General features: G+C 74.3%; 19 protein-coding genes. 12 read left to right on the forward strand and 7 right to left on the reverse strand.

The window, feature by feature from the left end; genetic code table 11:
* Positions 1-37: 37 nt before the first annotated feature.
* Positions 38-667 carry a dTDP-4-dehydrorhamnose 3,5-epimerase family protein gene (locus tag GY42_RS06845; protein ID WP_046528764.1) on the forward strand — a complete coding sequence of 210 codons (630 nt, stop codon included), beginning with the start codon at positions 38-40 and terminating at the stop codon, positions 665-667.
* 73 nt (positions 668-740) lie between these two features.
* Here GY42_RS06845 and GY42_RS06850 read toward each other — a convergent pair whose 3' ends face one another.
* From GY42_RS06850 to GY42_RS06875, 6 genes are all read right to left on the reverse strand, one after another.
* The gene (locus GY42_RS06850) at positions 741-1,892 is read right to left on the reverse strand and encodes a glycosyltransferase family 4 protein (protein ID WP_236686735.1); all 1,152 of its coding nucleotides are present in this window, start codon (positions 1,890-1,892) and stop codon (positions 741-743) included.
* Positions 1,889-3,154, reverse strand: a complete 1,266-nt coding sequence (locus GY42_RS06855) for a lipopolysaccharide biosynthesis protein (RefSeq protein WP_046528765.1) — start codon at positions 3,152-3,154, stop codon at positions 1,889-1,891. The genes GY42_RS06850 and GY42_RS06855 overlap by 4 nt, the downstream gene beginning before the upstream one ends.
* Positions 3,151-4,293 carry a glycosyltransferase family 4 protein gene (locus tag GY42_RS18130; RefSeq protein WP_052748248.1) on the reverse strand — a complete coding sequence of 381 codons (1,143 nt, stop codon included), beginning with the start codon at positions 4,291-4,293 and terminating at the stop codon, positions 3,151-3,153. Before GY42_RS18130 ends, GY42_RS06855 begins: the two co-directional genes overlap by 4 nt.
* Positions 4,290-5,534 carry a glycosyltransferase family 2 protein gene (locus tag GY42_RS06865; protein WP_046528766.1) on the reverse strand — a complete coding sequence of 415 codons (1,245 nt, stop codon included), beginning with the start codon at positions 5,532-5,534 and terminating at the stop codon, positions 4,290-4,292. The genes GY42_RS18130 and GY42_RS06865 overlap by 4 nt, the downstream gene beginning before the upstream one ends.
* Positions 5,535-5,636: 102 nt before the next feature.
* Positions 5,637-6,812 carry a glycosyltransferase family 4 protein gene (locus GY42_RS06870; RefSeq protein ID WP_046528767.1) on the reverse strand — a complete coding sequence of 392 codons (1,176 nt, stop codon included), beginning with the start codon at positions 6,810-6,812 and terminating at the stop codon, positions 5,637-5,639.
* Between the two features lie 37 nt (positions 6,813-6,849).
* Positions 6,850-7,956 carry a glycosyltransferase family 4 protein gene (locus tag GY42_RS06875; RefSeq protein WP_082131392.1) on the reverse strand — a complete coding sequence of 369 codons (1,107 nt, stop codon included), beginning with the start codon at positions 7,954-7,956 and terminating at the stop codon, positions 6,850-6,852.
* Positions 7,957-8,011: 55 nt separating this feature from the next.
* On the opposite strand from GY42_RS06875, the gene GY42_RS06880 reads away from it, so the two are divergent.
* The 11 genes from GY42_RS06880 (at position 8,012) to GY42_RS18135 (ending at position 22,336) form a co-directional block, all read left to right on the forward strand.
* Entirely contained in the window at positions 8,012-8,977 is a 966-nt protein-coding gene (locus GY42_RS06880) for a glycosyltransferase family 2 protein (RefSeq protein ID WP_046528769.1), read from the forward strand.
* Between the two features lie 130 nt (positions 8,978-9,107).
* A complete protein-coding gene (locus GY42_RS06885; protein ID WP_046528770.1) occupies positions 9,108-10,709 on the forward strand; it encodes a DUF2142 domain-containing protein in 1,602 nt (533 codons plus the stop codon).
* On the forward strand, positions 10,706-11,455 hold the full coding sequence (locus tag GY42_RS06890; RefSeq protein WP_152667232.1) for a glycosyltransferase family 2 protein: 750 nt from the start codon (positions 10,706-10,708) through the stop codon (positions 11,453-11,455). Before GY42_RS06885 ends, GY42_RS06890 begins: the two co-directional genes overlap by 4 nt.
* Positions 11,452-11,856, forward strand: coding sequence for a DUF2304 domain-containing protein (locus GY42_RS06895; protein WP_046528771.1), 405 nt, complete (start codon positions 11,452-11,454; stop codon positions 11,854-11,856). The genes GY42_RS06890 and GY42_RS06895 overlap by 4 nt, the downstream gene beginning before the upstream one ends.
* Positions 11,849-12,253 carry a GtrA family protein gene (locus tag GY42_RS06900; protein WP_046528772.1) on the forward strand — a complete coding sequence of 135 codons (405 nt, stop codon included), beginning with the start codon at positions 11,849-11,851 and terminating at the stop codon, positions 12,251-12,253. The genes GY42_RS06895 and GY42_RS06900 overlap by 8 nt, the downstream gene beginning before the upstream one ends.
* A 79-nt stretch (positions 12,254-12,332) precedes the next feature.
* Positions 12,333-13,943, forward strand: coding sequence for a DUF2142 domain-containing protein (locus GY42_RS06905; protein WP_046528773.1), 1,611 nt, complete (start codon positions 12,333-12,335; stop codon positions 13,941-13,943).
* A gap of 103 nt (positions 13,944-14,046) precedes the next feature.
* Positions 14,047-14,955: an ABC transporter permease gene (locus GY42_RS06910; protein ID WP_046528774.1), complete on the forward strand. Its 909-nt coding sequence runs from the start codon at positions 14,047-14,049 to the stop codon at positions 14,953-14,955.
* 1 nt (position 14,956) lies between these two features.
* Entirely contained in the window at positions 14,957-16,162 is a 1,206-nt protein-coding gene (locus GY42_RS06915) for an ABC transporter ATP-binding protein (protein WP_046528775.1), read from the forward strand.
* A 171-nt stretch (positions 16,163-16,333) separates the two neighbouring features.
* Complete coding sequence (locus GY42_RS06920) at positions 16,334-19,399, forward strand: peptidoglycan recognition protein family protein (RefSeq protein ID WP_046528776.1); 3,066 nt, start codon at positions 16,334-16,336, stop codon at positions 19,397-19,399.
* Between the two features lie 76 nt (positions 19,400-19,475).
* Positions 19,476-20,045 (forward strand): hypothetical protein, encoded by a 570-nt coding sequence (locus GY42_RS20010; protein ID WP_046528777.1) that lies wholly within the window; start codon positions 19,476-19,478, stop codon positions 20,043-20,045.
* Positions 20,042-22,336 carry a hypothetical protein gene (locus GY42_RS18135; protein WP_052748249.1) on the forward strand — a complete coding sequence of 765 codons (2,295 nt, stop codon included), beginning with the start codon at positions 20,042-20,044 and terminating at the stop codon, positions 22,334-22,336. The genes GY42_RS20010 and GY42_RS18135 overlap by 4 nt, the downstream gene beginning before the upstream one ends.
* 99 nt (positions 22,337-22,435) lie before the next feature.
* Here the strand turns inward: GY42_RS18135 and GY42_RS06935 are convergent, their stop codons facing one another.
* A complete protein-coding gene (locus GY42_RS06935) occupies positions 22,436-24,331 on the reverse strand; it encodes an SAM-dependent methyltransferase (protein WP_046528778.1) in 1,896 nt (631 codons plus the stop codon).
* Positions 24,332-24,383: the final 52 nt, after the last annotated feature.

The raw sequence follows: 24,383 nt of genomic DNA on the forward strand, positions 1-24,383 counted from the left end.
GGTAGGGTGAGGCCGTCGTCGTCGAGAGGAACCTCCCGTGCAGTACCGCGAGCTTCAGGTCCCCGGGGCGTGGGAGATCACGCCCCGTCAGCACGGCGACGACCGCGGGACGTTCCTCGAGTGGTTCAAGGCCGATGCGTTCGAGTCGCACGTCGGGCACGCGCTGGACCTGCGTCAGGCGAACCTGTCGGTCTCGGCCGCCGGCGTGCTCCGCGGCATCCACTTCGCCGACGTGCCGCCCGGGCAGGCCAAGTACGTCACGTGCGTGCGCGGAGCCGTGCTCGACGTCGTCGTGGACATCCGTGTCGGCTCCCCCACGTTCGGACGCTGGGACTCGGTCCTGCTCGACGACGTCGACCGCCGCGCGATCTACCTCTCCGAGGGCCTGGGCCACGCGTTCCTGTCCCTCGAGGACGGCTCCACCGTGACCTACCTGTGCTCGACGGGGTACGCGCCGGGCCGCGAGCACGGCATCGACCCGCTCGACGCCGAGGTGGGCGTCGAGTGGCCCGCGCAGGACCGCGCCGGCCGACCCCTGGAGAACCTGCTGTCCGACAAGGACGCCGCAGCGCCGACGCTCACCGAGGCGCGTACGTCGGGGCTGCTCCCGACGTGGGACGCGACCGAGACGTACGTCGCGCGGCTGCGCGAGCGACTCGCGCGCTGACCGGTCGCCCGCCGCACCGTACGCACACCGGCGCGAGCACGACGGGCCGCGCGCAGCGCTGCCCCGCGCGACCTCAGCGCGCTCGCCGCCGCGTGCGGGCCAGCGCCTGCCGGTAGGCCGCGACGTGGCCGTCGGCCGCCGCCTCCCACGTGAACGTCGCCGCCCGCCGCTCGGCGGCGGCCGCGAGCTCCGCCCGGCGGCCGGGATCGTCGAGCAGCGCACCCAGCGCGGCGGCGATCTCCCCCTCGGTGACGCCCGTGTACGCGACCGCGTCGCCCCCGACCTCCGGCAACGACGTCTCACGGGTCGTGAGGACCGCGGCACCGCACGCCATCGCCTCGAGCACGGGCAGGCCGAACCCTTCACCCACGCTCGGGTACGCGACGACCGCGGCGCCGCTGAGGTAGCCGGGCAGGTCGGCGAGCGGGAGATAGCCCGGTCGCACGACCGTCAGCCCGGTCGGCACCGCCGCCAGCGCGGGGTCCACCCCGTCGTCCCACCCTCGACCGCCGGCGAGGACCAGGGCGGGGGGCGCGTCCCGCCCGGTGCACACGGCGACCCACGCCCGCACGAGCGCCGGGACGTTCTTGCGCGGCTCGAGCGTGCCGAGGAACGCGACGTACGACCGACCCTCGAGCCCCAGGCTGCGTGCGACCCGTGCGCGCTCGGCGTCGTCGACGGGGTGGAACGTCGTGGAGCGGACGCCGTGGTACGCGACGTGGAAGGCCTCGGGTCGTCCCCCGACGTGCTCGAGCACGGCGTCGCGCGTGGAGGCGGACGGCACGACGAGCGCGTCCGCGTGCCGGACCGCGTACCGGGTCCAGGCACCGAAGAAGCGTCGTTTGAGCGACGAGTGCATCGCGGGGTGGCTGAAGAAGGTGGCGTCGTGCAGGGTCACGACCGACGGCACGCGCGACACCAGCGGCATCGTGTAGTGCGGGCTGTGCAGGACGTCGACACGCTCGCGGCGAGCGATCCACGGCAGCGCGACCTGCTCCCAGAGCAGCCGCACGGGCCGGCGCGAGGTCGCCGCGGGCGCCGGCAGCACGCGGGCCGACGGCACGAGCGACCGCACGTGCGCGACGTCGGTGCGCTGGCAGACGACCACGAGGTCGAGACCCCGAGCCGCCAGCGCGGGCAGCAGCTCGTCGACGTAGCGGCCGACCCCGCCCCGGTCCGCCGGGATCGCCGTCGCGTCCACGAGCACCCGCACCGTGCCGGTCACTGCCCCACCACCCCGTCGTCGATCCTGGTCCCCGCCGCGCCGGTCGCACCGCGCAGGTCCTCCAGCCGCTGTCGGGTCGGGTGCACGAGCACCCCCGTCGCGACAGCCTCGCTCACGAGCAGGCCCAGCGCACCGCCGACCGGGCCCAGCGCCCAGGTGAGCAGCGCGATCAGCGGCACCCCCACCACGGCACCGGCCGTCACCGACACGAACACCACCCGCACCCGCCCCGCGGGCACGAGCACGTGGCGCGTCATCGACGTGCGGACCGACGCGAGGAGGAACGCGGCACCGAGCCACACGCACACGTCGCGGTGGGCCGCCACGTCCCGCCCGAACAGCAGACCGGACGCCCACGGGCCCGCGACCGCGAGGACGGCCCAGCCGACCGCCCCCACGAGCGCGTGCGCGAGCAGCGCGGTGCGCAGCCGACGCACGAGCGCGCCCGGCCCGGCCTCCACCGTCCAGCTCTGGAAGGCGTTGGCGAGCGACACGGGCACGTACGTGCCGAACTTGTACAGCTTGTCGCCCGAGGCGTAGGCGCCCGCCGCAGCGACGTCGCTCAGTCCGTTGACGAGCGGCACCGGCACCGCGCCGTACGCGCCGCCCGCGACGTCGACGGCGGCCAGCCCCTTGTCGCGCACGAGCAGCCGCGGGAGGTCGGCGACGCGCGGCCAGGCGCCCTCGGCACCCGCGAGCAGACGTCGGCTGAACGCGACGACGCCGCCGATCGACGCGACGACCGCGAGCAGGGGGTACAGCACGAGCTCGCGGGTGAGCAGCAGCAGCCCGGCGGCCGCGAGCGCCGCCACCACGCGCGGCACCGCCTCGTACACGGCGATCGACCGCGGGTCGCCGGCGCCCACCGCGTACCACGCGAACGACAGACCCACCACGGCGCCCGCGACTCCCATGAAGACGGTCGGCAGGACGAAGCCGTCGGCGGCGACGAGTGCGCAGAGGACCGCCAGCACGGGCAGCGTGACGACGGCGAGCGCCCCGCGGACCACGAGGCTCTCCCGGTAGAGGCGCACGCGGTCGGCACGGTCCGGCGACGCGGCCACCCGCGGCGGGCCTGCGACGTTCCAGCCGTAGGCGATGACGATGCCGGCGAGGGTGCCGATGGACTCGCCGGCCACGAGGCTGCCCCACCCGGCGACACCGGCGACGCGCCCGACCACGGGCAGCACGAGCAACGGGGTCGTCAGGGAGATGACCGGCAGGCCACCGAAGCCCGCGAGCCGCCCCCACAGCGAGCTCATCGCGCGCCGGACACCACGTCCGCGGCGGCGCTGCGCAGCACGGAGAGCGTCCCCTCCGCGGTCCGGTCCCAGCTGAAGGTGGCCGCGCGCTCACGTCCCGCGTCACGCATCCGGGCACGCTCGCCGGAGTCGGCCGCCAGGTCCGCCAGCACGGCACCGAAGGCCTGCGGGTCCTCGGTGTCGACGTAGCGCGCGGCGGCGCCACCGACCTCGCGCAGGACGGGCAGGTCGTTGGCGACGACCGGGCAGCCCCGGCTCATGGCGTCGAGCACCGGCAGGCCGAAGCCCTCGACGAGCGAGGGGCACGTGTAGACGGCGGCCGTGGCGTACAGCGCCTCGAGCTGGTTCGCGGTGACCCAGCCCAGCAGGCGCACGTCGTCCTCGATCCCGAGCTCGGCGGCCAGCGGCCGCAGCGGGTCGGGCCCGTGGCTGCCGGTGACGACGACGTACGGACGCCGGTCGGCCGGCACGGTGGCGACCGCGCGCAGGAGCCCGTCGAAGTTCTTGTGCGGCATCCGGTTGCCCGTGCTCAGCACGATCGGGCGATCGGTCGGCACACCGAGGGCCGCGAGCTCGACGTCGACGTCGGTGACCTCCTTCGGGACGCCGCCCGCGAGGGGTGTGGGGGTGATCCGCCCGCGCGGGATCCCGAGCGCACGCACGATCGCGTCGGCCGAGTCGTCGCTCACGGTCAGCAGGTGCTCGGCGCCGCGCGCGGCGCGCCGGATGATCCACGACGTGACGGCCCTCGTCACGGGACTGACCTGGGGGTTCGGGTGGCTGAACGCGATCACGTCGTGCACCGTGACCACGCGAGGCACGCGCCCGCGACCGGGACCGAAGTTCGCAGGGCACCACAGGAGGTCGGCACGCATCCGCGCCGCGAGCGGCGCCACCGCGACGGTCTCGGCGACCGCCCACACGGGCCTGCCGTGACCGCTGATCGGGACCGTGCGCAGGGACCCGGGGAACCACGCCGCGACCGCGTCGCGGCCCGCACGGTTCGTCAGGCCCACGAACTCCAGGTCGGGCGCCATGCGGGCCACTCGCGTGAGCACCTGCCGGATGTACGTCTCGGTGCCGCCGCGCTTGCCCGTGTAGTAGAGCAGATCGACCGCGACCCGCGTCCGCGTCGTCACGACCGGACCTCCTCGCCCTGGCCGGCCACGGTCTCGTCGACCGCGGGGATGTCGAGCATGGGCGTCGGGTGCGCCGTGCTGCGGGTCGCCACGGTCAGAGCGCCCGCGAACATCGAGGCCATGAGCGTGAAGAAGCCGAGCGTCAGCCCCAGCATGACCGGCACCGCCACGCGCGTCGCGCGGATCGTGTCGAGCTCGCCGAAGCCGGAACCGCCCCAGCCGAGGACCTGGGCGATCCCCACGACGAGGCCGAGCACGAAGATGACCAGCCCCAGCACGAGGCCGCGCTCGAGCGTGAAGAGGTTGGACAGCCACCGGAAGCGCGGCCCCACCGGCAGGAAGCCCTCGCGCGCCGCGTACAGCTTGGTGAGGATCGAGAACACGACCGCCTGGTAGCCGAGGACCGTGATCGCCGAGGTGTAGATCATGGTGACCGAGTCGAACCCGATGCCGCCGACCTCGCGAGGGCCGAGCATGAGGACGAGCGTCGACAGGCCCCCGAGCGTGAGCGCCACCAGCCCCGGGTAGAGGAAGAGCCACCGGGGCGCGTACAGCAGCAGGAAGCGCAGGTGCCGCCAGCCGTCCCGCCAGCTGCGCAGGTGCGGAGGGCGGGACCGGCCGTCCTTGTCGAGCGTGGTCGGCACCTCGGTGACGGCGAGCCCGGCGAGGCTCGCTCGCACGACCATCTCCGAGGCGTACTCCATGCCCGTCGTCACGAGCCGGAGCCGCAGGACCGCCTCGCGGTCGTAGCCGCGCATCCCGCAGTGGAAGTCACGGATGTGGCGGTTGAAGAACAGGCGCCCGATGCCGGACAGCACGGGGTTCCCGAGGTACTTGTGCAGCGGGGGCATCGCACCGGGCGCGATGCCGCCACGGAAGCGGTTGCCCATGACGAGCTGGTAGCCCTCCCGGAGCTTCTCGACGAACGCGTCGAGGCGCGAGAAGTCGTACGAGTCGTCCGCGTCGCCCATGATCACGTACCGCCCCCGAGCAGCCTGCGTGCCTCCGATCAGCGCGGCGCCGTAGCCCCGCTGCGCGACCGGGACGACGCGCGCGCCGAGCGAGCGGGCGATGTCCTGCGAGCCGTCCGTGCTGCCGTTGTCCGCGATGACGACCTCGCCGACGATCCCGGAGCGCTCGAGGTACTGCTGCGCCTTGCGTATGCAGACCGCGAGCGTCTCGGCCTCGTTGAGGCAGGGCATCAGGATCGAGAGCTCGACGTTCTCGGTCGACGAGGGCATGCGGATCCGTCCGGACGGCGGTCAAGGGCGCGGCGAGTATACCGACGCTGCACCTGCCCAGGGGCGGGTTCGCAAGGCCGTCCTGACCGGTGTCCGCGCTCGTCAGGGGTGCGGGACGGGGGCCGCGCCGGCCTGCTCGCCGACGGCGGAGAGGATGCGTGCCGCGGCGTTGGCCGCGGTGCCCTCGACGACCGTCCGGTCGAACCAGTCGCGCGCACGGCGGCGCAGCGCGGGGCCCGCGGTCACGGTCTCGACGAGCGCGGCACCGAGGACCTCGGGCGCCGTCGAGGCCGCGACGACCCCGTTCACGCCGGGCTCCACGAGCTCGACGGAGGCGTTGTCCGGCGCGTCGACCAGGACGACGGGCGTGCCGTGCGCCGCCGCCTCCACCACGACGAGCCCGTACCCCTCGCGGCGTGACGGGTTCACGAGGCACGCGGCCCCGGCCAGGGCCTCGTCGAGCTCGGCCTGCGTGACGAACCCCGGGAGGTCGACGACGTCCTGCAGCCCGAGCCGCACCACCTCGGCACGCACGGCCTCCCGCTGCTGCCCGTCGCCCAGCACCGTCGCGCGCAGCGCGGGCACGTGGCGCCGCGCCCACGCGACGGCCGCCGGGATCGTCTCGACCTGCTTGTCGGGGATGTGACGCCCCACGAACACCACCGTGGGCGGGTCCGCGGCCTCGAGGGTCGCGGGCCCGACGTCCGTCCGGTAGATCAGGCCGGGGCTCACCACGGGCGCGCGCCGGGCGCCCTCGGCGACGAGCCGGCGACCGTTCATGCGCGAGTGGCAGCTCACGACCGGGCTGATCCGCACGGCCAGCCGCTGCAGCGCCGCCGCGACGCGCCCCACGACCGGCCCGGAGTACTCGACCCACTGGTCGGGCCGCCACACCTCGAGGAAGTCCGCGCACAGCCGGACCCGGGACCCGACGAGCGCGAGCCGGGCCGCCAGCACGTTGAGCACGGGAAGCGCGCTCACCAGGACGACGTCGTACTCGTGACGACGGCGCGCGAGGTGGACGAAGAGGCCGGCCGCGTAGCGCAGGGCCGTCAGGGGGCGCCGGTTGCCGTCCTCGTCGTAGAGGTCGCTCGGCCCGCTGACGGCCCGCACGCGGACTCCCGGCACGACGGGTGCCTCGTCGTCCCACTGCCGACGCGTGAGGTAGTCGACCTGGTGACCCGCGGCCGCGTACGCCTCGGCGAACGCGCGGTACTGCCGTTCGCCCCCACCGGTCGTGACGGGGAAGAGACAGTCGAAGGCCACCGCGATCCGCACGGCAGGAGGGTACCCGCCGCTCGACGCCGCGCCGGCGTCAGCCGGCCACGGCGGCGAAGACCCGCTGGTGCGCGCGTGCGGCCGCCTCCCAGGTCGCTCCCGCGGCCGCCGCGCGCGCGGCCGCGGCCAGCTCGTCGCGACGCGGGCCCGTCACCTCCGCGAGGCCCGCCGAGATCGCGGCGACGTCGGTGGGGTCCACGACCACGCCGCCGTCCCCCACGAACTCCGCCATGGAGGTGCCGGCCGAGGTCACGACCGGGACGCCGTGGGCCATCGCCTCCAGGACGGGCATCCCGAAGCCCTCCCACAGCGACGGGAACGCGAACGCCCGCGCCCCCGCGTACGCGACCTGCAGCTCGTGGTCGCCGAGCCGTCCGACACGGTGCACGACCCCGTCAGGCAGCCGCGCCAGCACGGCGCCGATCGACTCGGCGACGCCGCCCCAGCCCGCGGGGCCGGCGAGGACGAGGTCGACGTCGGCGGCGACCGCGGCGAACGCCTCGACGAGACGGTGCAGGTTCTTGCGGGGCTCGAGGGTCCCGCACCACAGCACGTAGGGCCGCTGCAGCCCGTGGCGACGCCGCCACGCCGCCACCTCCTGCGGGGTCACCACCTCGGCACGGACGCCGTGCGGCACGACGTGCAGCCGGTCGACGTCGAGGCCGGCCGCGACGCAGTCGTCCCGCGTGGCGAGCGACGGCACGACGACGGCCGCGGCCTCGTCCCGCACGACGGACAGCGCTCGGCGGAACCACGCGTTCCCGCGCCGCGAGAAGTGGCCCGGGTCACGCAGGAACGCGAGGTCGTGCACCGTGACGACGAGCGGCAGCCGGGTCCCGGGGACGGCCCAGGTGGTGGCGTGCACGACCTGCACCGGACCGGCCAGCCCTTCGGCCCGCGGGCGCCGCAGCCTGCTCCACGACTCGTACAGCGCCGCGCGCGGCAGGGCGCTGCGCGCGACGCGCAGACCCTCCGGCAGGGCCACCACGGGCGGCCCCGCGTGCCGTGCCGCGAGACCGACGACGTCGACCCCGCCGACCTCGGCCAGCGCGCGCAGCAGCTCCACGACGTACGACCCGGACCCGCCCGGGACGTCGTGCCAGCACTGCTCGACGGTCGTCGCGACGCTCACCGGATGGTCCACGCGCCGAGCCTACGGCCGCCGTCGGGGCCCGCGGCACCGGCCTAGGATGCGCGGTATGGCAGCCCCCCCGTCCGTCCGCGTCGTGGTGGTCAGCTGGCAGGGCGCGCACCTGCTGCCCGCGTGCCTCGACTCGCTGCGCGCCCAGACCGTCCCGGGGCTCGAGGTCGTCGTCGTCGACAACGGCTCGACCGACGGGACGGCCGAGCTCCTGCGCGACCGCTACCCCGACGTCCGTGCGCTGCGCAGCGAGCGCAACCTCGGCTTCGCCGGCGGCGTCGACCTCGCGACGCGCGGGTACGCGGGCGACCACGTCGTGCTGCTCAACAACGACGCGACGTTCGCCCCCGACGCGGTCGGCGAGCTGCTGCGCGCCGTCGCCGAGCCCGGGTCCGAGCGGGTGGGCGCCGTGACCGCCAAGATCCTGCTCGCGGAGCCGGACGGTGCGCGCCCCCGCCGGGTCAACTCGACCGGCTCGGTCGTGCGCCGCGACGGCAGCGGCGCCGACCGCGACTGGTGCGTCCCCGACGGCCAGGAGTCGACCGACCCCGACGTGTTCGGGTTCTGCGGCGGCGCCGCGCTGCTGCGCGGCGCCGCGCTGCGTGACGTCGGCGGCATCGACCCCGGTCTCTTCCTGTACTACGAGGACACCGACCTGTCCTGGCGGCTGCGCGCGCGGGGGTGGACCGTGCGGTACGCGCCCAGGGCCGTCGCGGTCCACCGCCACGCGTCGAGCACGGGTGTGACGTCCCCGACGTTCCGCTACTACAACACGCGCAACTCGCTCGTGGTCGCCACGCGGCACGCGCCGTGGCGGGTGGTCGCGCACTCGGCGGCGCGGCAGACCGTCGGCCTCCTCCGCGCGGCGCTGCGCGACGGCCCCCGTGACCCGCTGGTGCGCGCCCGGGCACGGGCGCTGCGCGACTGGGCGCGTCGCCTGCCGCGGGAGCTGCGGGCGCGTCGCTCGGTCTGGGCGCGGGCGACCGTCGCGCGCTCCGAGGTCGCGCGCCACCTGCTGCCGTGAGCCGACGCCGGCCGTGCGGGACGCGGTCCGGACGACCGCGGGGCACGGCACCATCGGCTAGCCTGTCCCGTCGGGCGCACGAGGTGCGCCACCCCCGACCGCCTGCCCGAGACGAAGGACCGTGTGCCCTGTGGAGCAACCGACCACGCCGCTCCCGGCCACCCGCGACCTGACGCTCGCGTCACTGGTGCGCTCACCGGCACGCGTGTACTGGGCGTCCTTCGCCGCGCTGTTCGTCGCGATGGCCGCCTGGGCCTTCGCGAACCCCCCGATGGCCGCGCCCGACGAGCCGGCGCACGTCGTCAAGGCCGCGGCCGTCGTCCGTGGCCAGCTCACGGGCGTGCCCGACCCCGGCGGCCCGGGATCGGCCGAGGTCCGGGTGCCGGCGCTGTACGCGCACACGATGGCCATGCCGCAGTGCTACGTCTTCCAGTCGAACGTGCCGGCCTCGTGCTCCCCCGCCCTGCCCGCCGACCTCGACGCCCCGACCGAGGTCACGACGTGGGTCGTGCGCAACAACCCGCTCTACTACGCGGTCGTGGGCCTGCCGACCCTGCTGACGCCGGGCGCGCACACGTTCTACGCGATGCGACTCGTCAGCGCGCTGCTCACGGCGGCGGTGCTCGCGTGGGCGTTCCGCGGCGTGGCCGAGCTGCGCGGACGACGGTTCGTGGGGCTCGGGCTGCTCTCCGCCGTGACGCCGATGGTCCTGTTCCTGGGCTCCACCGTGAACTCCTCGGCGCTGGAGGTCAGCGCCGCCGTCGCGCTGTGGGTGTCGCTGCTGGTGGTGCTGCGGGCTCCGGACCCGGCGCGACTGCCGTCTCGGATGGCCGGTGTCGGCGTGCTGGCGGTGCTGCTGGCGAACTCGCGCGGGCTGGCGCCGCTCTTCCTCGGCGTGATCGTCCTCGCGGCGGTCGCCGTGAGCCCGTGGCGCACGACGCTCGACGTGCTGCGGGACCGCAGGTCGTGGCCGTGGGTGGGGGTTGCCACCGCGGGTCTCGCCGCAGCGCTGGCCTGGACGCTCTCGGCCGGGACGCTCGAAAGCGGCGGTTCGGGCGGCACGGGCGTGTCGGTCCGTGACGGGCTGCGCACCGCGGTCGAGAAGACCCCGGACTACATCACCGGCATGCTCGGGCACTTCGGCTGGCTCGACACCGCGCTCCCCCAGTGGGTGTACCTGTGGCTGGCCCTGGCCGTCGGCGTCACGATCGTCCTCGCCGTGCTCGTGGCGGCGCGGCGCCGCGACGCGCTGGCGGTCGCGGGTGTCGGCGCGCTCGGCCTCGGGCTGCCCGTGCTGCTGCAGGCCTGGCAGGCCGACAGCGTGGGGATCATCTGGCAGGGCCGTTACTCCCTGCCCCTCATGGTGGGGCTGCCCGTCGTCGCGGGGTTCGTCCTGCGGCGCGGGGCTCCGCTGGTCCCGCAGCTGCGCCCCCGGCCGGTCTTCCTCACCACGGCCGCGATGCTCCTCGTGGCGCAGGTCGTCGCGTTCGGCATCAACCTGCACCGCTACGTGCGCGGGACCGCGGGCTCCTGGTTCGAGGAGACACCGGTCGACTGGTCTCCGCCCGCCGCCCCCGTGCTGCTCACGCTCGTCGCCGGGCTCGCGTGCGCCACCCTCGTGCTGGTCGTCGACGCGACGTCCCGGCTCGACGAGCGCCGGGCCGCCTCGGACCGCTCCGAGCGCACCGAGGAGCGAGCCACGGACTCCGCACCGGCGCAGGTGGCCGGGTGAACGCGCCCGTGACGCCCCGACGCGACCTCCTCGTCGTCGTCCCGGCGTGGAACGAGGAGGAGACCATCGCCGACGTGCTCCTGGAGATCGCGCGCGAGGTCCCCGAGGCCGACGTGCTCGTGGTCAACGACGGCTCGACCGACGCGACCGCCGCGGTCGCCGTGCGCGCGGGCCTCGCCGTCCTCGACCTGCCGTTCAACCTCGGCGTGGGCGGTGCCATGCGCGCGGGGTTCCGTTACGCGGTGCGCGAGGGCTACCGCGTGGTCGTGCAGGTCGACGCGGACGGTCAGCACAACCCCGCCGACGTCCGCCGGCTCGCCGCCGCGCTCGACGCCGAGGGCACCGACATCGTCATCGGCGCACGGTTCGCGGGCACCGAGTCGTACGAGGTGCGCGGCCCGCGCCGCTGGGCCATGCGGGTCCTGTCCGCCACCATCTCGCGGATCGCGCGCACGACGCTGACCGACACGACCTCCGGGTTCAAGGCCCATGGGCCGCGCGCCGTGCGCCTGTTCGCGACGAACTACCCCGCGGAGTACCTCGGGGACACCGTCGAGGCGCTCGTCATCGCGGCACGCTCGGGGCTGCGGGTCAGCCAGGTCGGCGTGACCATGCGCGAGCGGGCCGGCGGGCGCGCGTCGCACAGCCCGCTCAAGGCAGCGGTCTTCCTGGCGCGTGCCGGGCTGGCCCTGCTGCTCGCGCTGTCCAGGCCGAGCGTCGAGCCGCACGCGGTGGAGGAGTCATGAGCGGGTACGTGTTCGCGCTCGTCCTGTGCGTCGCCGTGCTGGCGCTCCTCGTGCAGCTGCTGCGCACGCGCCGCATCCGCGAGAAGTACGCCGCGATCTGGATCTTCGTCGCCGTCGCGATCAGCGTGCTCGGGGCCTTCCCGCACGTCGTGTTCTGGTTGGCCGACGTCGTGGGCGTGCAGACGCCCGTCAACCTCCTGTTCGCCCTCGCGGCGCTCGTCCTGCTCGCCGTGTGCCTGCAGCTCAGCGGGGAGATCTCGACCCTCGAGGAGAAGACCCGCACGCTCGCCGAGGAGGTCGCGCTGCTGCAGCTGCAGCAGCGCCGCCTCGAGGAGCGCACGGCACGCCGCGACGCGGACGAGCCCGACGCCGTCGGGACGGACGACGGCGCCCATGGCTGAGCCCGTCACCTCCGGGCGCGCGGCTCCCACCGGTCGGCGCTCGCTCGTGCTCTACGTGCTGGTCGGCGGCCTGAGCTACGTGGTCGACGCGGGGCTCCTGGTGCTCGTCACGGGGCCGCTCGGTGGTCCCGTGTGGCTCGGCACGACCGTCGGGTTCTGGACGAGCGTCGTCGTCAACTTCCTGCTCAACCGGGCGGTGTTCTCGCAGGGCGACGCGTCGTCCGTGTCGCACGGCGTCCGCTACGGCGTGCTGCTGGGCGTCAACTACCTCGTGACGCTGCTCATCGTGCACGTCGGGACGTCCTGGGGACTGCCGCCCGTCGTGCCGAAGACGGTCGCGGTCGCGCTGACGACCTGCTGGAACTTCGTGCTCTACCGCGTGTGGGTCTTCCGGTGACGCGCACGCCGTCCGGCCGTCGCGCGCGCCCCGCGACGGCCCGGGACACCGAACGACGGATCAGGCTGGGGGCCCTCTCATGACCACGACCACGACCACGCCCGCCGTGGCGCGGTGGTCCACCCGCCGCACGTTCGGCTGGTCGTTCCTCGCCCTGCTCGTCACGTTCGTGGCGTGGGCCGTCGCCAACCCGATGTCGGCCGCGCCCGACGAGCCCGCGCACGCCACGAAGGCCGCGGCCGTCGTGCACGGCCAGCTCGTGGGAGAGGTGTACGACCCGGAGCACCCGGGCTGGGGTCACGTCGACGTTCCCGCGGTCGTCGCGTTCTCGACGTCCATGCCCAACTGCTTCGCGTTCAAGAACGACGTCACCGCGAGCTGCATCCCGTCGCTCCCCACGGACCCCGCACCGCTCACGCAGGCCGTCACGACCGCGTCGACGTACAACCCGGTCTACTACGCCGTCGTCGGGCTGCCGTCCCTGCTGCCCACGGGCGAGGAGACGCTGTACCTCATGCGGTTCGTCAGCGCCGTGCTGTGCGCGCTGGCGCTCGCCTGGGCGTTCACGCAGGCGCTGTCGTCGTCGCGCCCGGACTGGACGAGCCTCGCGGTGCTGGTCTCGATGACGCCGATGGTCGTGTACATGAGCAGCGCCATCAACCCGGCCTCGCTCGAGATCGCGTGCGCCACGGCCCTGTGGGTCTCGCTGCCGACGCTGCTGCGCAGCACCGACGACACGCGGCTGCGCTCACGCCTCGCCGCGGTCTGCGTCATCGCCGCCGTCTTCGTCAACCTGCGCGGCCTGTCGCCGCTGTTCCTCGCGATCATCGTGGCCGCGAGCGTCGCCGTCTCGCCGCTGCCCCGCACGTGGGACATCCTGCGCCGTCGTGCGACGTGGCCGTGGCTCGCGCTCGTCGCCGCCGCCGGCGTGGCCTCCCTCGTCTGGACCCGGACGGCCGGCACGCTCGAGTCGGACGGCAAGGTGCACCACCCCACCCTCGACCTGTGGACCGCGATCCAGTGGTCGCTCGGCGACACCTCGGTCTACGTCTCGAACCAGATGGGCCAGTTCGGCTGGGTCGACACCAACCTGCCCACGTGGGTCCTCATGACCATCGCCGTGACCGCCGGTCTGCTCGTCGTGCTCGCCGTCGCGCTCGGGAACCGTCGCGAGAGGGCCGTGATCCTTGCACTGGCCGTGCTCGTGATCGTGGTGCCCGTCCTCGGCCACGCGAGCCAGGCGAAGTACCTGGGCATCGTGTGGCAGGGCCGGTACTTCCTGCCCGCCAGCATCGGCCTGCCCGTGCTCTCCGGCCTCGTCCTGGCGCGCGTCGCCGGCGCGCGAGGGCTGCGGTTCGCCTGGCGCACGTCCGTGCTCCTCGCGGGGACCTGGGTCGTCTACCAGGTGATCGCGTTCGCCCTCAACCTGCACCGCTACCAGAACGGCGCGAGCCACGGCTGGCGCGTGGGCCCGCCGGACCAGTGGCACCCGCCCGTCCCGGTGCCCGTGCTCTACCTGCTGCTGCTCGCCGGGCTCGGCACCCTGGTGTGGCTGGTGCTGCGCGCCACGGTCCGCGGTCCGCTCGTCGAGGCGCCCGACGGCGACCTCGGCGCCGACCTCGAGCTGCCGCCCGTGCCGCGCGACGCGCGGTCCGTCCCGGACGGGGCCACCACGACGGCGGCCCGATGAGGCACACCGCGGCATGCCTACCATGAGGCGGCAGGACGTCGCCGAGCGTGCGACGCGATCGACCGACGAGCCGTCCCGGCCGGCGGAACAGGGAGTCAACCACATGCCTGACAACGAGAGCGCTCTGCGCGCCCAACGGCTCGCGGAGCGTCCGCTCGTACGCGTCGGACCGCAGCCTCACTTCTTCCGCGGGACGTGGGCGTCCATCGTCGACATCGCGCGGTACCGCGAGCTGCTGGTCCTGCTGGTGCGGCGCGAGCTGCGCGCGCGGTACAAGAACTCGACGCTGGGCTTCGCGTGGAGCTTCGCGAAGCCGGTCGCGCAGCTCGCGATCTACACGCTGATCCTGGGCGAGCTCCTGCAGATGAACCGCGGGGTCCCGCAGTTCGCGATCTACGTCTTCTGCGGCCTGACGCTGTGGACCCTGTTCAACGAGACGGTCGCCGGCGGGACCGGCGCGGTCGTCGCGAACTCCGGGCTCGTGAAGAAGGTGTACCTGCCACGCGAGGTGTTCCCGCTCAGCACCGTCGGCGGAGCGACCGTCAACTTCGCCATCCAGTTCGGTGTGCTGCTGCTCGCGACGATCGCGCTCGGGCAGGCCCCGATCTCGATGCGCTTCCTCTACGTCCCGGCGTCCGTCCTGCTCGTGCTGCTGGTCGGCACGTCCGCGGCGCTCGTCCTCTCGGCGTTCAACGTGTACCTGCGCGACGTCCAGCACATCGTGGAGATCGTCATCATGGTGCTGTTCTGGGCCTCCCCGATCGTCTACTCCTACCAGTACGTGCACGAGTACCTCGGCGGCAACTGGCTGGAGCAGCTCTACCTCGCGAACCCGGTGACGATCGCCGTGCTCGGGTTCCAGCGCGGCATGTGGATGGCCGGCGCCGAGCAGCCCTTCCCGCACGACCTCTCTCTACGACTGGCGGTCGGCATCGTGGTGTCCTTCCTCCTGCTGTGGATCAGCCAGCGCGTGTTCGCACGCCTCGAGGGCAACTTCGCCCAGGAGCTCTGACATGACCGTCACCACCACCGCGCCCGAGATCATCCGGGTCACCGACGTCTCGAAGAAGTTCGTGCTGCACAGCGAGAAGTCGCTCAAGGAACGCGTCCTGCGGGGCGGACGGCGCCGGCGCGAGCAGGAGGACTTCTGGGCCCTGCGCGACGTCAACCTGTCGGTCGCCGCCGGCACGACGATCGGCCTCATGGGGTCGAACGGCTCCGGCAAGAGCACCCTGCTCAAGGTGATCGGCGCGATCGTCCAGCCGACGACCGGCGAGGTGCTGCGCCGCGGCCGTCTCGCCGCGCTGCTCGAGCTCGGGGCGGGGTTCCACCCGGACCTCACGGGCCGCGAGAACGTGTACCTCAACGCGTCGATCCTCGGCATGTCGCGCGCCGAGACCGACCGGCACTTCGACGCGATCGTCGAGTTCTCGGGCATCGAGAAGTTCATCGACAACCAGGTCAAGTTCTACTCGTCCGGCATGTACGTGCGGCTCGCGTTCGCGGTCGCCGTGCACGTGGACCCGGACCTGCTGCTGGTCGACGAGGTGCTCGCCGTGGGTGACGAGCCGTTCCAGCGCAAGTGCATGGACAAGATCCGCGGCTTCCAGGCCGAGGGCCGCACGATCGTCCTGGTCAGCCACTCGGCCGACCAGGTGGGCGACCTGTGCGACCGGGCGGTGCTGCTGCGCAACGGGACGATCGAGACCGACGACGTCCCCTCGGTGGCCATCCGGGCGCTGCGCGACGGCTTCGAGGAGGATCGCCGCCGGCAGGAGTCGGAGCACGCCCCCGAGGGTGTCAGCGGCGCACGGGGAACGATCGCGTCGGTGTCCCTGCTGCACTCGGACGGCTCCGCCGTGACCGAGCTGCACCCGGGCGACACCCTCATGGCACGCGTCGACGTCGACCTCGTCGAGCAGATCGACCGCTGGATGATGGGTTTTGCGCTCGAGACGCCCCTCGGCCAGCGCGTCTACCACGTCAACTCGGAGACCTCCGGGGTCCGGCTCGTGCCGGGCAAGGGACGGCACACCGTCGAGTTCCGGCTGCCGGACCTGCGCCTCGGGACGGGGCGCTACGTCGCCCGTGTCGGCATCGCCGAGGTCAACGGCGAGATGATCGACCTCCAGCCGCAGGCCGCCGAGTTCGACGTCGTGTCGGGCAGCCTCGGCAACGGACTCGTGGACGTGCACGCGACCGTCACGCCCGTCTCGTGACCCGACCACGGGCATATCCGGACAAGCCGTGACGGACTGACGCCCCGCCGTCGAGCGTGACGGCGGGGCGTCGTCGCGCCTCCTCGCCGCACGGGCCCGAAGGTGCGAGGGTGACCGGGGACTGCCTCGCGACGGCGTCCGCTCCGCTCACCGCGAACGAACGGGATCGTCATGACACGTCACTCGCGACCGCTGTGCGGCCTCGTCCTGTCCAGCATCCTCGTGGTGTCGCTCGGCACGGCCGTCCCGGCCGCTGCGACGCCCGCAGGTGCAGCCGCCTCGGCCGCCGTGCCCGCGGGCGCCGCACCGGCGGCCGCGGTCCCGGCCGCCCCTCCCGCAGCCGAGGTGACCGAGGTCGCGGTCGAGCTTCCCGACGCCCCTTCCTCGGCGCGGGCCGCGGCCCCCGCCCCCGAGGCACCCACGGTCGACGCGTCGGAGAGCGACCACCTCGTCGCCGACCTCGAGGTCGCGCCCGGACGCCGCGCGACGCCCGTGGTCGACGCGTCCGACGCGCAGACGCTCGGGGTGACGTGGCCCGAGCCGGCGGCGGATGCCGCGCTGGACGTCGAGGTGCGCGTGCTCGACGAGGGCCGGTGGTCGGCGTGGACCCCGCTCGAGGCGGGAGCCGCGCCCGACGCAGGCAGCGTCGACGCCGAGCACGCGACGCGGGCCGGCACGGAGTCGATGTGGCTCGGCGGCGCCGAGGCGGTCCAGGTCTCGTTCGCGGACACCGTCGCCCTCGACGTCGGCGAGCTTGCGCTCACCCTCGTCGGGGACGCGTCGCCGGCCGACGGCTCCCCCGCGCCGGGCGGCACGTCCGCGCCGAGCGCTGCCCCGTCCTCGCCCGCCCCGTCCGAGCCCGCACCGTCCTCACCCGCCCCGTCCTCACCCGCACCGTCCTCGCCCGCACCGTCGGTCCCGCCACCGGCCTCGCCGACGCCGACGGCGGGCCCCACCCCGGCGACGGCCACCGCACCGGCGGCCGCCACGACCTCGTCGACCGCCGCGGTGCGCGACCGGGCCGCGGCGACCGCGAGCCGGTCGGGAACGGTCGGACGCACGGTCGCGCAGGTCTCGGCCCCGCAGGTCGCGACGGCGCAGGCCGCCGGCACGCAGGCCGCCGCCGCGGGCACGGCCCCGCGTGTGATCTCGCGTGCCGAGTGGGGTGCGCCCGCGCAGACGTGCCGACCCGACGTCGCGTCCGGGCTCGTGGGGGCCGTCGTGCACCACACGGCCGGCAGCAACGGGTACGGCTCGGTCGCCGAGGCGATGCAGCAGCTGCGCAACGACGCCGCGTACCACATCCAGAGCCGCGGCTGGTGCGACATCGGCTACAACTTCGTCGTCGACAAGTGGGGCAACATCTACGAGGGCCGCGCCGGCAGCATGACGGAGGCCGTCGTGGGAGTGCACGCGGGCGGCTTCAACACCGGGACCGTCGGCGTGTCGATGCTGGGCACGTACGACGCGGCGCCCCCGCTCGCGACGCAGGTCGCCGTCGGCAGGATCATCGGCTGGCGTCTGGGCGCCTACCGCGTCGACCCGCGCGGCACGATGTCGTACGCGACAGGCACGGGCGAGAACTCGCGCTTCCAGAACCAGACGGTCACGCTGCCGCGCGTGATCGGCCACCGCGACGTCTCCTACACCTCGTGCCCGGGCAACGGCGGATACGCGGCCCTCGCCGCGATCCGCAACACGGCCTGGGACGCGAGCGTGGAGTCGTGGTCGGCTCCCCCGAGCAGCCTGCTGCGCACGTCTGCCGACGCGACGGTGTACCTCGTGTCGGGGGGCCAGCGTCACCCCATCACGAGCATGGCCGTGCTCGAGGCGCTCAGCCCGCTCGGGCCGGTCGCCTTCGTCGCGCCGCAGTACCTCGCGGCCTGGACCGTCGGCAGCCCCGTCAAGCGCGTGCTCCTCGAGCCGGACGGCACCGTGTCGTTCTTCGACGCGGGCATCCGCCTGTCCTTCGGCTCGTGCGCGCAGGTGCAGGATTTCGGCCTCGACTGCGCCGACGCGATCCGCATCGACGCCGCCCAGACCGCGGCGCTGCACTACGGCGGCCGCATGACGAACCTCTACCGCACGACCAACGGCAAGGCCTTCTACGTCACGGGTGGCACCAGGCGCGAGGTCGCGGACGACCGGTCGCTGGCCGAGGCGGGCCTGCCGTCGAGCGCCGTGTGGCTGCTGGAGAGCGGCATCTCCTACCTGCCCTACGGCACCCCCGTGGTCCGCACCGGCCTGCAGCTGCACGAGCGAGGTGGCACCACCACGTACAAGCTGGCCAGCGAAGGGGTCGTGGCGATGCCCGACGCCCTGACGGCCGTGCCGCGGCTCGTGCCCGGCTCGCCGATCGAGATGGACGCGGCGAGCCTGGCACGCCTCCACGTCGCCGTACGCCTCGAACCGTTCATCCGTCGCCCCTCACCGAACAGCGGCGTGATCTTCCTGTCCTCGGCCGGGGCGCACCGCGTCGTCGACTGGGAGGCCGCACCCCAGGACGCCCCGATCGTGCCGGCGTACGCGTACGCCGGCGTGCCCGACGCGGACCTGGACTCGATCTACGCGCCGTTCCTCCTCAAGGGCGCCGACGACGGCACGGTGAGCGTCGTGCGGCAGGGCCGCACGCGCGGCATCCGCTCGTGGACCGATCTCGTGCGGCTCGCGGGGACCGACACGCCCACGATCCTCGAGGTGCCCGGCGCGATGGCTCGTCTCCTCCCGCAGGGGCCGCTCTACGACCCGCCGGGCACGCTCGTGAAGACCGCGGGCGACGGCACCGTCCACATGCTCGACGGCGAGGGGCACCGCGTCACCGTGTCGACGTTCGCCGTCACGGCCGAGCTGGGCGCCACCCGGCTCGTCGTCGTGCCGGACGCGGAGATCGCGGCGCGCGCACCGCGCGACGGCGTGCTGCGCACGATCGTCGCCTGCGGCGACACCACCTACGTCGGTCTGGGCGGCCGGTTGTGGCCCGTCGCGTCGGCCGACCGCGTCCACTTCCCGGCCGGGCAGCAGCTCGACCCCGCGACGTGCGCGGCCCTCCCCCGGTCCGACCGCCCCGCGCCGCGTTTCTGGCGCACGGTCGACGGGACGATCTACCAGGTCGTCGACGGCACCAAGCGGCCCATCGGCTCGATGGCACGCTACGAGCAGCTCGGCGGCACACCCGCGACGACCCTGGGCGTCTCGGACTTCGCCGCGTCCCAGCTCCGCACGGGTCCCCGCCTGTGACGCGCACCGACCCCGCGTCCCCCTGACGACCCCGACGACCACGGGCCCCCGCCCGGCACCACCCGAGAGGCGCACCATGAGCACGTCCCCCGCGCGGCACCCGGCCGCGCCCGTCCGGCGACGCACCACGACCACCGCCGTGACCCTCGCGGTCGTGGCGACGCTCGCGTCCTGCACGGGGGCGCCGGGTCCCGCCGGGCCCTCGACCTCCGCCGCGACGCCGACCACCACGTCGTCGGTCGCACCGTCGCCGTCGCCCGAACCCACCGGCTCCGCGCCCACGGGCACGACCCCGGCCGCACCGACCGCCGCACCGACCGGCGGGGCGCCGGCGCCCGAGCCCGCCGGCACGCTGCACCCTGAGCTGGTGTACGCCGGACGGCCCGACGGCGCCGCGACGTACGAGCTCTCCGGCCTGGTCGTGGACGTCGTCGAGGACGGGGGGACGTGCACCTTCCGGCTGCGCAACGGCGCCACGGACGTCGTGCGCGAGGCCCCCGGCACGGCCGACGCCGCCTCGACCACGTGCGGGACCGTCGAGGTCCCCGCCGACGAGCTCGTCGCCGGCACGTGGCTCGCCACGCTGACCTACCAGGGCGCGCACGGCCGCGGCACGTCACCCGCGGTCGAGGTGGTCGTCCCGTGAGCCGCACGCTCGGCCTGCGCGGCTCTGCGCTGCTGCTCGCGGCGGCGCTCGTCGTGTCCGGCCTCACCGGTCTCGGGACCGCCCCCGCCGCGCAGGCCGCGTCGGCCGCCGACTTCGACGCCGGGAACATCATCAGCGACGAGGTCTTCTTCGCGTCGTCCGCCATGTCCGCGAGCCAGGTGCAGCAGTTCCTGCAGAGCAAGGGCGCGACGTGCGTGCCCGGCGAGCAGCCGTGCCTCAAGGACTACCGGACGTCGACGCCCGACCGACCGGGCGAGACCGGTCTGTGCCGCGCCTACACGGGCCGCCCCGACCAGAGCGCCGCCGACGTGATCGTCGGCGTCGCCCAGGCGTGCGGCATCAACCCGCGCGTGCTGGTGGTCCTGCTCGAGAAGGAGAACTCGCTCGTCACCCGCACGCGCCCGACGACGCGCAGCTACCAGGCCGCGACCGGGTTCGGGTGCCCCGACACCGCCCCCTGCGACAGCCAGTACTACGGCCTGTTCAACCAGCTCTACATGGCCGCGCGCCAGTACCAGGTCTACGCGCAGAACCCGACGCGCTACGGCTACCGCGCCGGCCGCACGAACACGGTCCGCTGGCACCCCGACGCCTCGTGCGGCACCTCGCAGGTCTTCATCGTCAACCAGGCCACCGCGGGCCTGTACAACTACACGCCCTACCGCCCGAACGCGGCGGCACTCGACAACCTGTACGGCACCGGTGACCGCTGCAGCTCGTACGGCAACCGCAACTTCTGGCGCCTGTTCACCGACTGGTTCGGGTCCACGCAGGCCAACACGTACCTGCTGCGGTCCGACGGCGACGCGACCGTGTACCTGGTGTCGGGCAGCACGAAGTACCCGATCGCGAACGGCGACCTGCTGCACGCGCTGTCGCCGCTGGGGTCCGTCGGCTTCGTGTCGCAGCAGTACCTGGACCGGCGCACGACGGGGAAGGTCGTGCAGCGGGCGCTGCTCGGTCCCGACGGCACCGTGTACTACGTCGACGCGGGCATCCGCCTGCCGTTCGGCTCCTGCGCCCAGGTCGAGGACTTCGGCATGACCTGCGGGGACGCGGTCGCGCTCGACGCCGGGCCGATCGCGGCGCTCGCGGCCGGCCCGCGGATGACCAACCTCTTCCGCACGACCTCGGGCAAGGCCTACTACATCCAGGCGGGCAAGCGCCGGGAGGTGGCGGACGACGCGTCACTGGTCGCCCAGGGCCTGCCGACCTCGGGCGTCACGCTCCTCGAGTCGGGCGTCGCGTACCTCCCGCCGGGCGAGCCGGTCGCGCGCGACGGCGTCGTGCTGGCGGCACGCGACTCCGCCGACCGGCTGCTGCGCACCCAGGGCGCGTACGTCCCGCTCGACGCGGGCATGCAGCGCACCGCGGGCCTCGTGAACCTGCCCGTGCGTGCGATGGACACCGTGAGCCTGCGCACCGTCCCCCGCGCGACGCCGGTCGTCCCGCTGATGCGGGACGACCGCGGCAGGACCGTGCTCCTGACGACGGCCGGACGCGTCGTCGTCTCGGACGCCGCCGCGGCGGGGACGTCCGCCCCTGCCGCGCCGGCCGGGCTGCTCGACCGCGTCCCGGACGCCGGTGCCACCTCCGGCCCCGTCTTCGTGAAGACCGAGGACGACGGGACCGTCTACATCCTGCGCTCGGGCGAGCTGCGGGCTCTGCGCTCCTGGACCGACCTCGTCATCGTGAACGGCGGTGACGGCAACCCCCGGATCCACACGATCGGCCGCGGCACGGCTCCGCTGATGCCGGCCGGCCCCACGCAGGTCGCGCCGGGGACGCTCATCATCGCCCCCGACGACGGCACCGTGTACCTCGCCGACGGCATGGACGGCCGGGTCACGGTCGGGTCCTTCGCGGTGACGGACGAGCTCGGTGTGACGCGACTGATGTGGCTGGGCTCGTCCGACCTGGCGCGCTACCGGCTCCGTCCCGGGATGCTCAGCACGGCCGTGCAGTGCGGCCCGAGCCGGTACCTCGGTCTGGGCGGGACGCTCACCCCCGTGCCCGACGCGATGGTGCCCGTGTACGGCCTGACGTTCACGTCGCTCGAGGCGAGCACGTGCGCCGCCCTGCCCCGGCGCAGCGCACCCCTGGACCGCTTCCTCCGGACGCCGGACGGCACGATCTACTTCATGCAGGACGGGCGCAAGCGCGCGTTCCGGTCGTACGGGGCCTACGTCGGGGCCGGTGGCACCCCCGCGAACACCCTTCAGGTGTCCGACTTCACCGCCTCGCGGTTCCCGACCGGGGACCCGTACTGACGCGCGCGAGCGGATGACGAGACCCGGGCGGCCGACGGGGCGCCCGGGTCGTCCCGCGTGGTCCCGTCCCGCGTCGTCACGACGCGGGACGGGACGTCGTCAGGCCGCGGGACGGCCGCCGGCGCGTCCGCGCGCGAGGCGGCGGCGCAGGCGCACCAGGAGCCCGTAGGCGGTCCGTCGCGTGAGGTGCTCCACCCGCTGCTCGGCCGCGAGGGCGCGAGCACGCTCGGCCGCGACGCTCTCGTCACGCCGGGCGACGTCGTCCTGCAGTCCGGCGATCTCGTCGCGCAGCGCCGCCACCTCGTCGTCGTGCGCGGACAGCTGCGCCGTCGCCTCGGCCCACTGCAGGTCGAACCGCTCGCCACCGCGCACGGCGGACAGCGTCTCGTCCCACATCGAGCGCAGGTCGCGAGCCGACCGGTCCCGGCTGGGAGCGTCGGGGCCCGTGAGGGAGACCACGGTGGACTGGAACGCCGACTCGCTCGCCACGAACGCGTCGACCGCCGCGTCGTCCAGCTCGACGCCGGCCTCGGACGCCAGCCCGCGCACGACGTCACCGACGGTGACCCACGGGGAGGCTGCCTGAGGACGGGTGAGCTGCGCGATCTGCAGAGCGGCGAGGAAGAGACCGCGCACGATCGTGCTGCTCCGCCCGTACCCGCGGACCTGCCACTCCTGGTCGATCGCGACGAGCGTGCCGTCGTCGTCGACGACCACGTTGTGGGGCACCAGGTCGACCGGCATCCACTCGAGGTCGTCGGCGGGCAGCAGCGCGATCCACGCACGCAGCAGCTCGCCCCGCCGCTCCGGCTGCTCGACCAGCGCCGTCAGGAGCTCGGCGCCGGGCACGACGCGCTCGCTCGCCGCGGGCGTGTGGCGCACGTCGGCCGCCCCGTCGGGCTGCGCCGCACCGGGGTGCATGACCTCGCGCAGGAACACCAGACCGTCGCCGTCGCCCCGGACCTCGCCGCGGACCGCGTACGGCCGCCGGCGCTCGGTGCTGAACAGCAGCGCGAGACGTTCCGCGGGCCACAGCCGCGGCCCCTCGCCCTTCGTCGCCAGCGCCAGGAACGAGTTGGCGAAGTGCTGACCGACGCCCGAGTCGACGAGCGTGCGCCAGGTCTGCGCCTCGTCGGCGAGGTTGAGGCGCGGCACCAGGTAGTCCGGGCTGGGGAACCGCGGCAGGTGGGCGGCCAGCTCCGGGCTGCGGTGCACGAGGTCGTCGGTGAACACGGCCCGCGGCAGCTTGTAGTCGGGGAACGCGGAGAGCACCTCGCTGCCGAACCCGGCGGTCGCGAGCATGTCCTGCAGCGTGCGCCGCGTGAAGGTGCGCGCCGGCGACGCGAGCATGTAGCCCTCGAGCGAGTCGAACGGGCGGTTGGTGTGGTCCTCGACCGCACCCGCGACGTACTTCACGCCGAGCGGGTTCTCGATCGCGAGCGCGAGCGTGCCGCCGTCCTTGAGCACGGCGTGGCACTGCTCGAGGAAGCGCAGGTAGGGCGCCGGGTCGGCCGTGCCGCCGCCGACGTACTCGAGCACGCCGACCACCACGACCACGTCGTAGACGGGTTCGGCCGGCACGTCGTCGAGCGTGCCGACGAACACCTCGACCGAGTCGAGGTCGCGCGTGCGCAGCCGCGCGACCCGCGCGCGGGCCGGCATGGGCTCGACGGAGTCCACCGTGCCGCACTGCTCGCCGAGGTACCGCGTGATCGGTCCGCAGCCGCAGCCGATCTCGAGCACCTTCATCCCGGGGCGCAGGTCCAACGAGCGCAGCAGGTTGGAGCGGGTGGGGACGAGCGAGTAGGTGGTGCCCCAGTCGGTGGCGGCCGACGCGAGCTCCTCGGACGACGACGAGAGGTCGGTCGCCCCGCCGACGATCTCGGCGAGCCGCTCCTCCGCGCCGTCCGCGTAGCCGATGCCGGGGTCGGACAGCACCCGGCAGCCGTGCTCGTTGATCTCGCCCAGCTGCCGGACAGGGGTCGGCTCAGACATCACTTCTCCTCTTGCAGCGCTCGCTGCGTTCGTCCACGTCGCGTCGGCAGCG

It is taken from the genome of Cellulomonas sp. FA1, assembly GCF_000986825.1.
GTDB lineage: Bacteria > Actinomycetota > Actinomycetes > Actinomycetales > Cellulomonadaceae > Cellulomonas > Cellulomonas iranensis.

Coding starts and splice junctions, on each gene's coding strand:
- GY42_RS06895 (WP_046528771.1), top strand. CDS start 11,452: ATGAGCGGGTACGTGTTCGCGCTCGTCCTGTGCGTCGCCGTGCTGGCG.
- GY42_RS06855 (WP_046528765.1), bottom strand. CDS start 3,154: ATGAGCTCGCTGTGGGGGCGGCTCGCGGGCTTCGGTGGCCTGCCGGTC.
- GY42_RS06880 (WP_046528769.1), top strand. CDS start 8,012: ATGGCAGCCCCCCCGTCCGTCCGCGTCGTGGTGGTCAGCTGGCAGGGC.
- GY42_RS06905 (WP_046528773.1), top strand. CDS start 12,333: ATGACCACGACCACGACCACGCCCGCCGTGGCGCGGTGGTCCACCCGC.
- GY42_RS06900 (WP_046528772.1), top strand. CDS start 11,849: ATGGCTGAGCCCGTCACCTCCGGGCGCGCGGCTCCCACCGGTCGGCGC.
- GY42_RS06910 (WP_046528774.1), top strand. CDS start 14,047: ATGCCTGACAACGAGAGCGCTCTGCGCGCCCAACGGCTCGCGGAGCGT.
- GY42_RS06865 (WP_046528766.1), bottom strand. CDS start 5,534: ATGCCCTCGTCGACCGAGAACGTCGAGCTCTCGATCCTGATGCCCTGC.
- GY42_RS06915 (WP_046528775.1), top strand. CDS start 14,957: ATGACCGTCACCACCACCGCGCCCGAGATCATCCGGGTCACCGACGTC.
- GY42_RS06935 (WP_046528778.1), bottom strand. CDS start 24,331: ATGTCTGAGCCGACCCCTGTCCGGCAGCTGGGCGAGATCAACGAGCAC.
- GY42_RS06920 (WP_046528776.1), top strand. CDS start 16,334: ATGACACGTCACTCGCGACCGCTGTGCGGCCTCGTCCTGTCCAGCATC.
- GY42_RS20010 (WP_046528777.1), top strand. CDS start 19,476: ATGAGCACGTCCCCCGCGCGGCACCCGGCCGCGCCCGTCCGGCGACGC.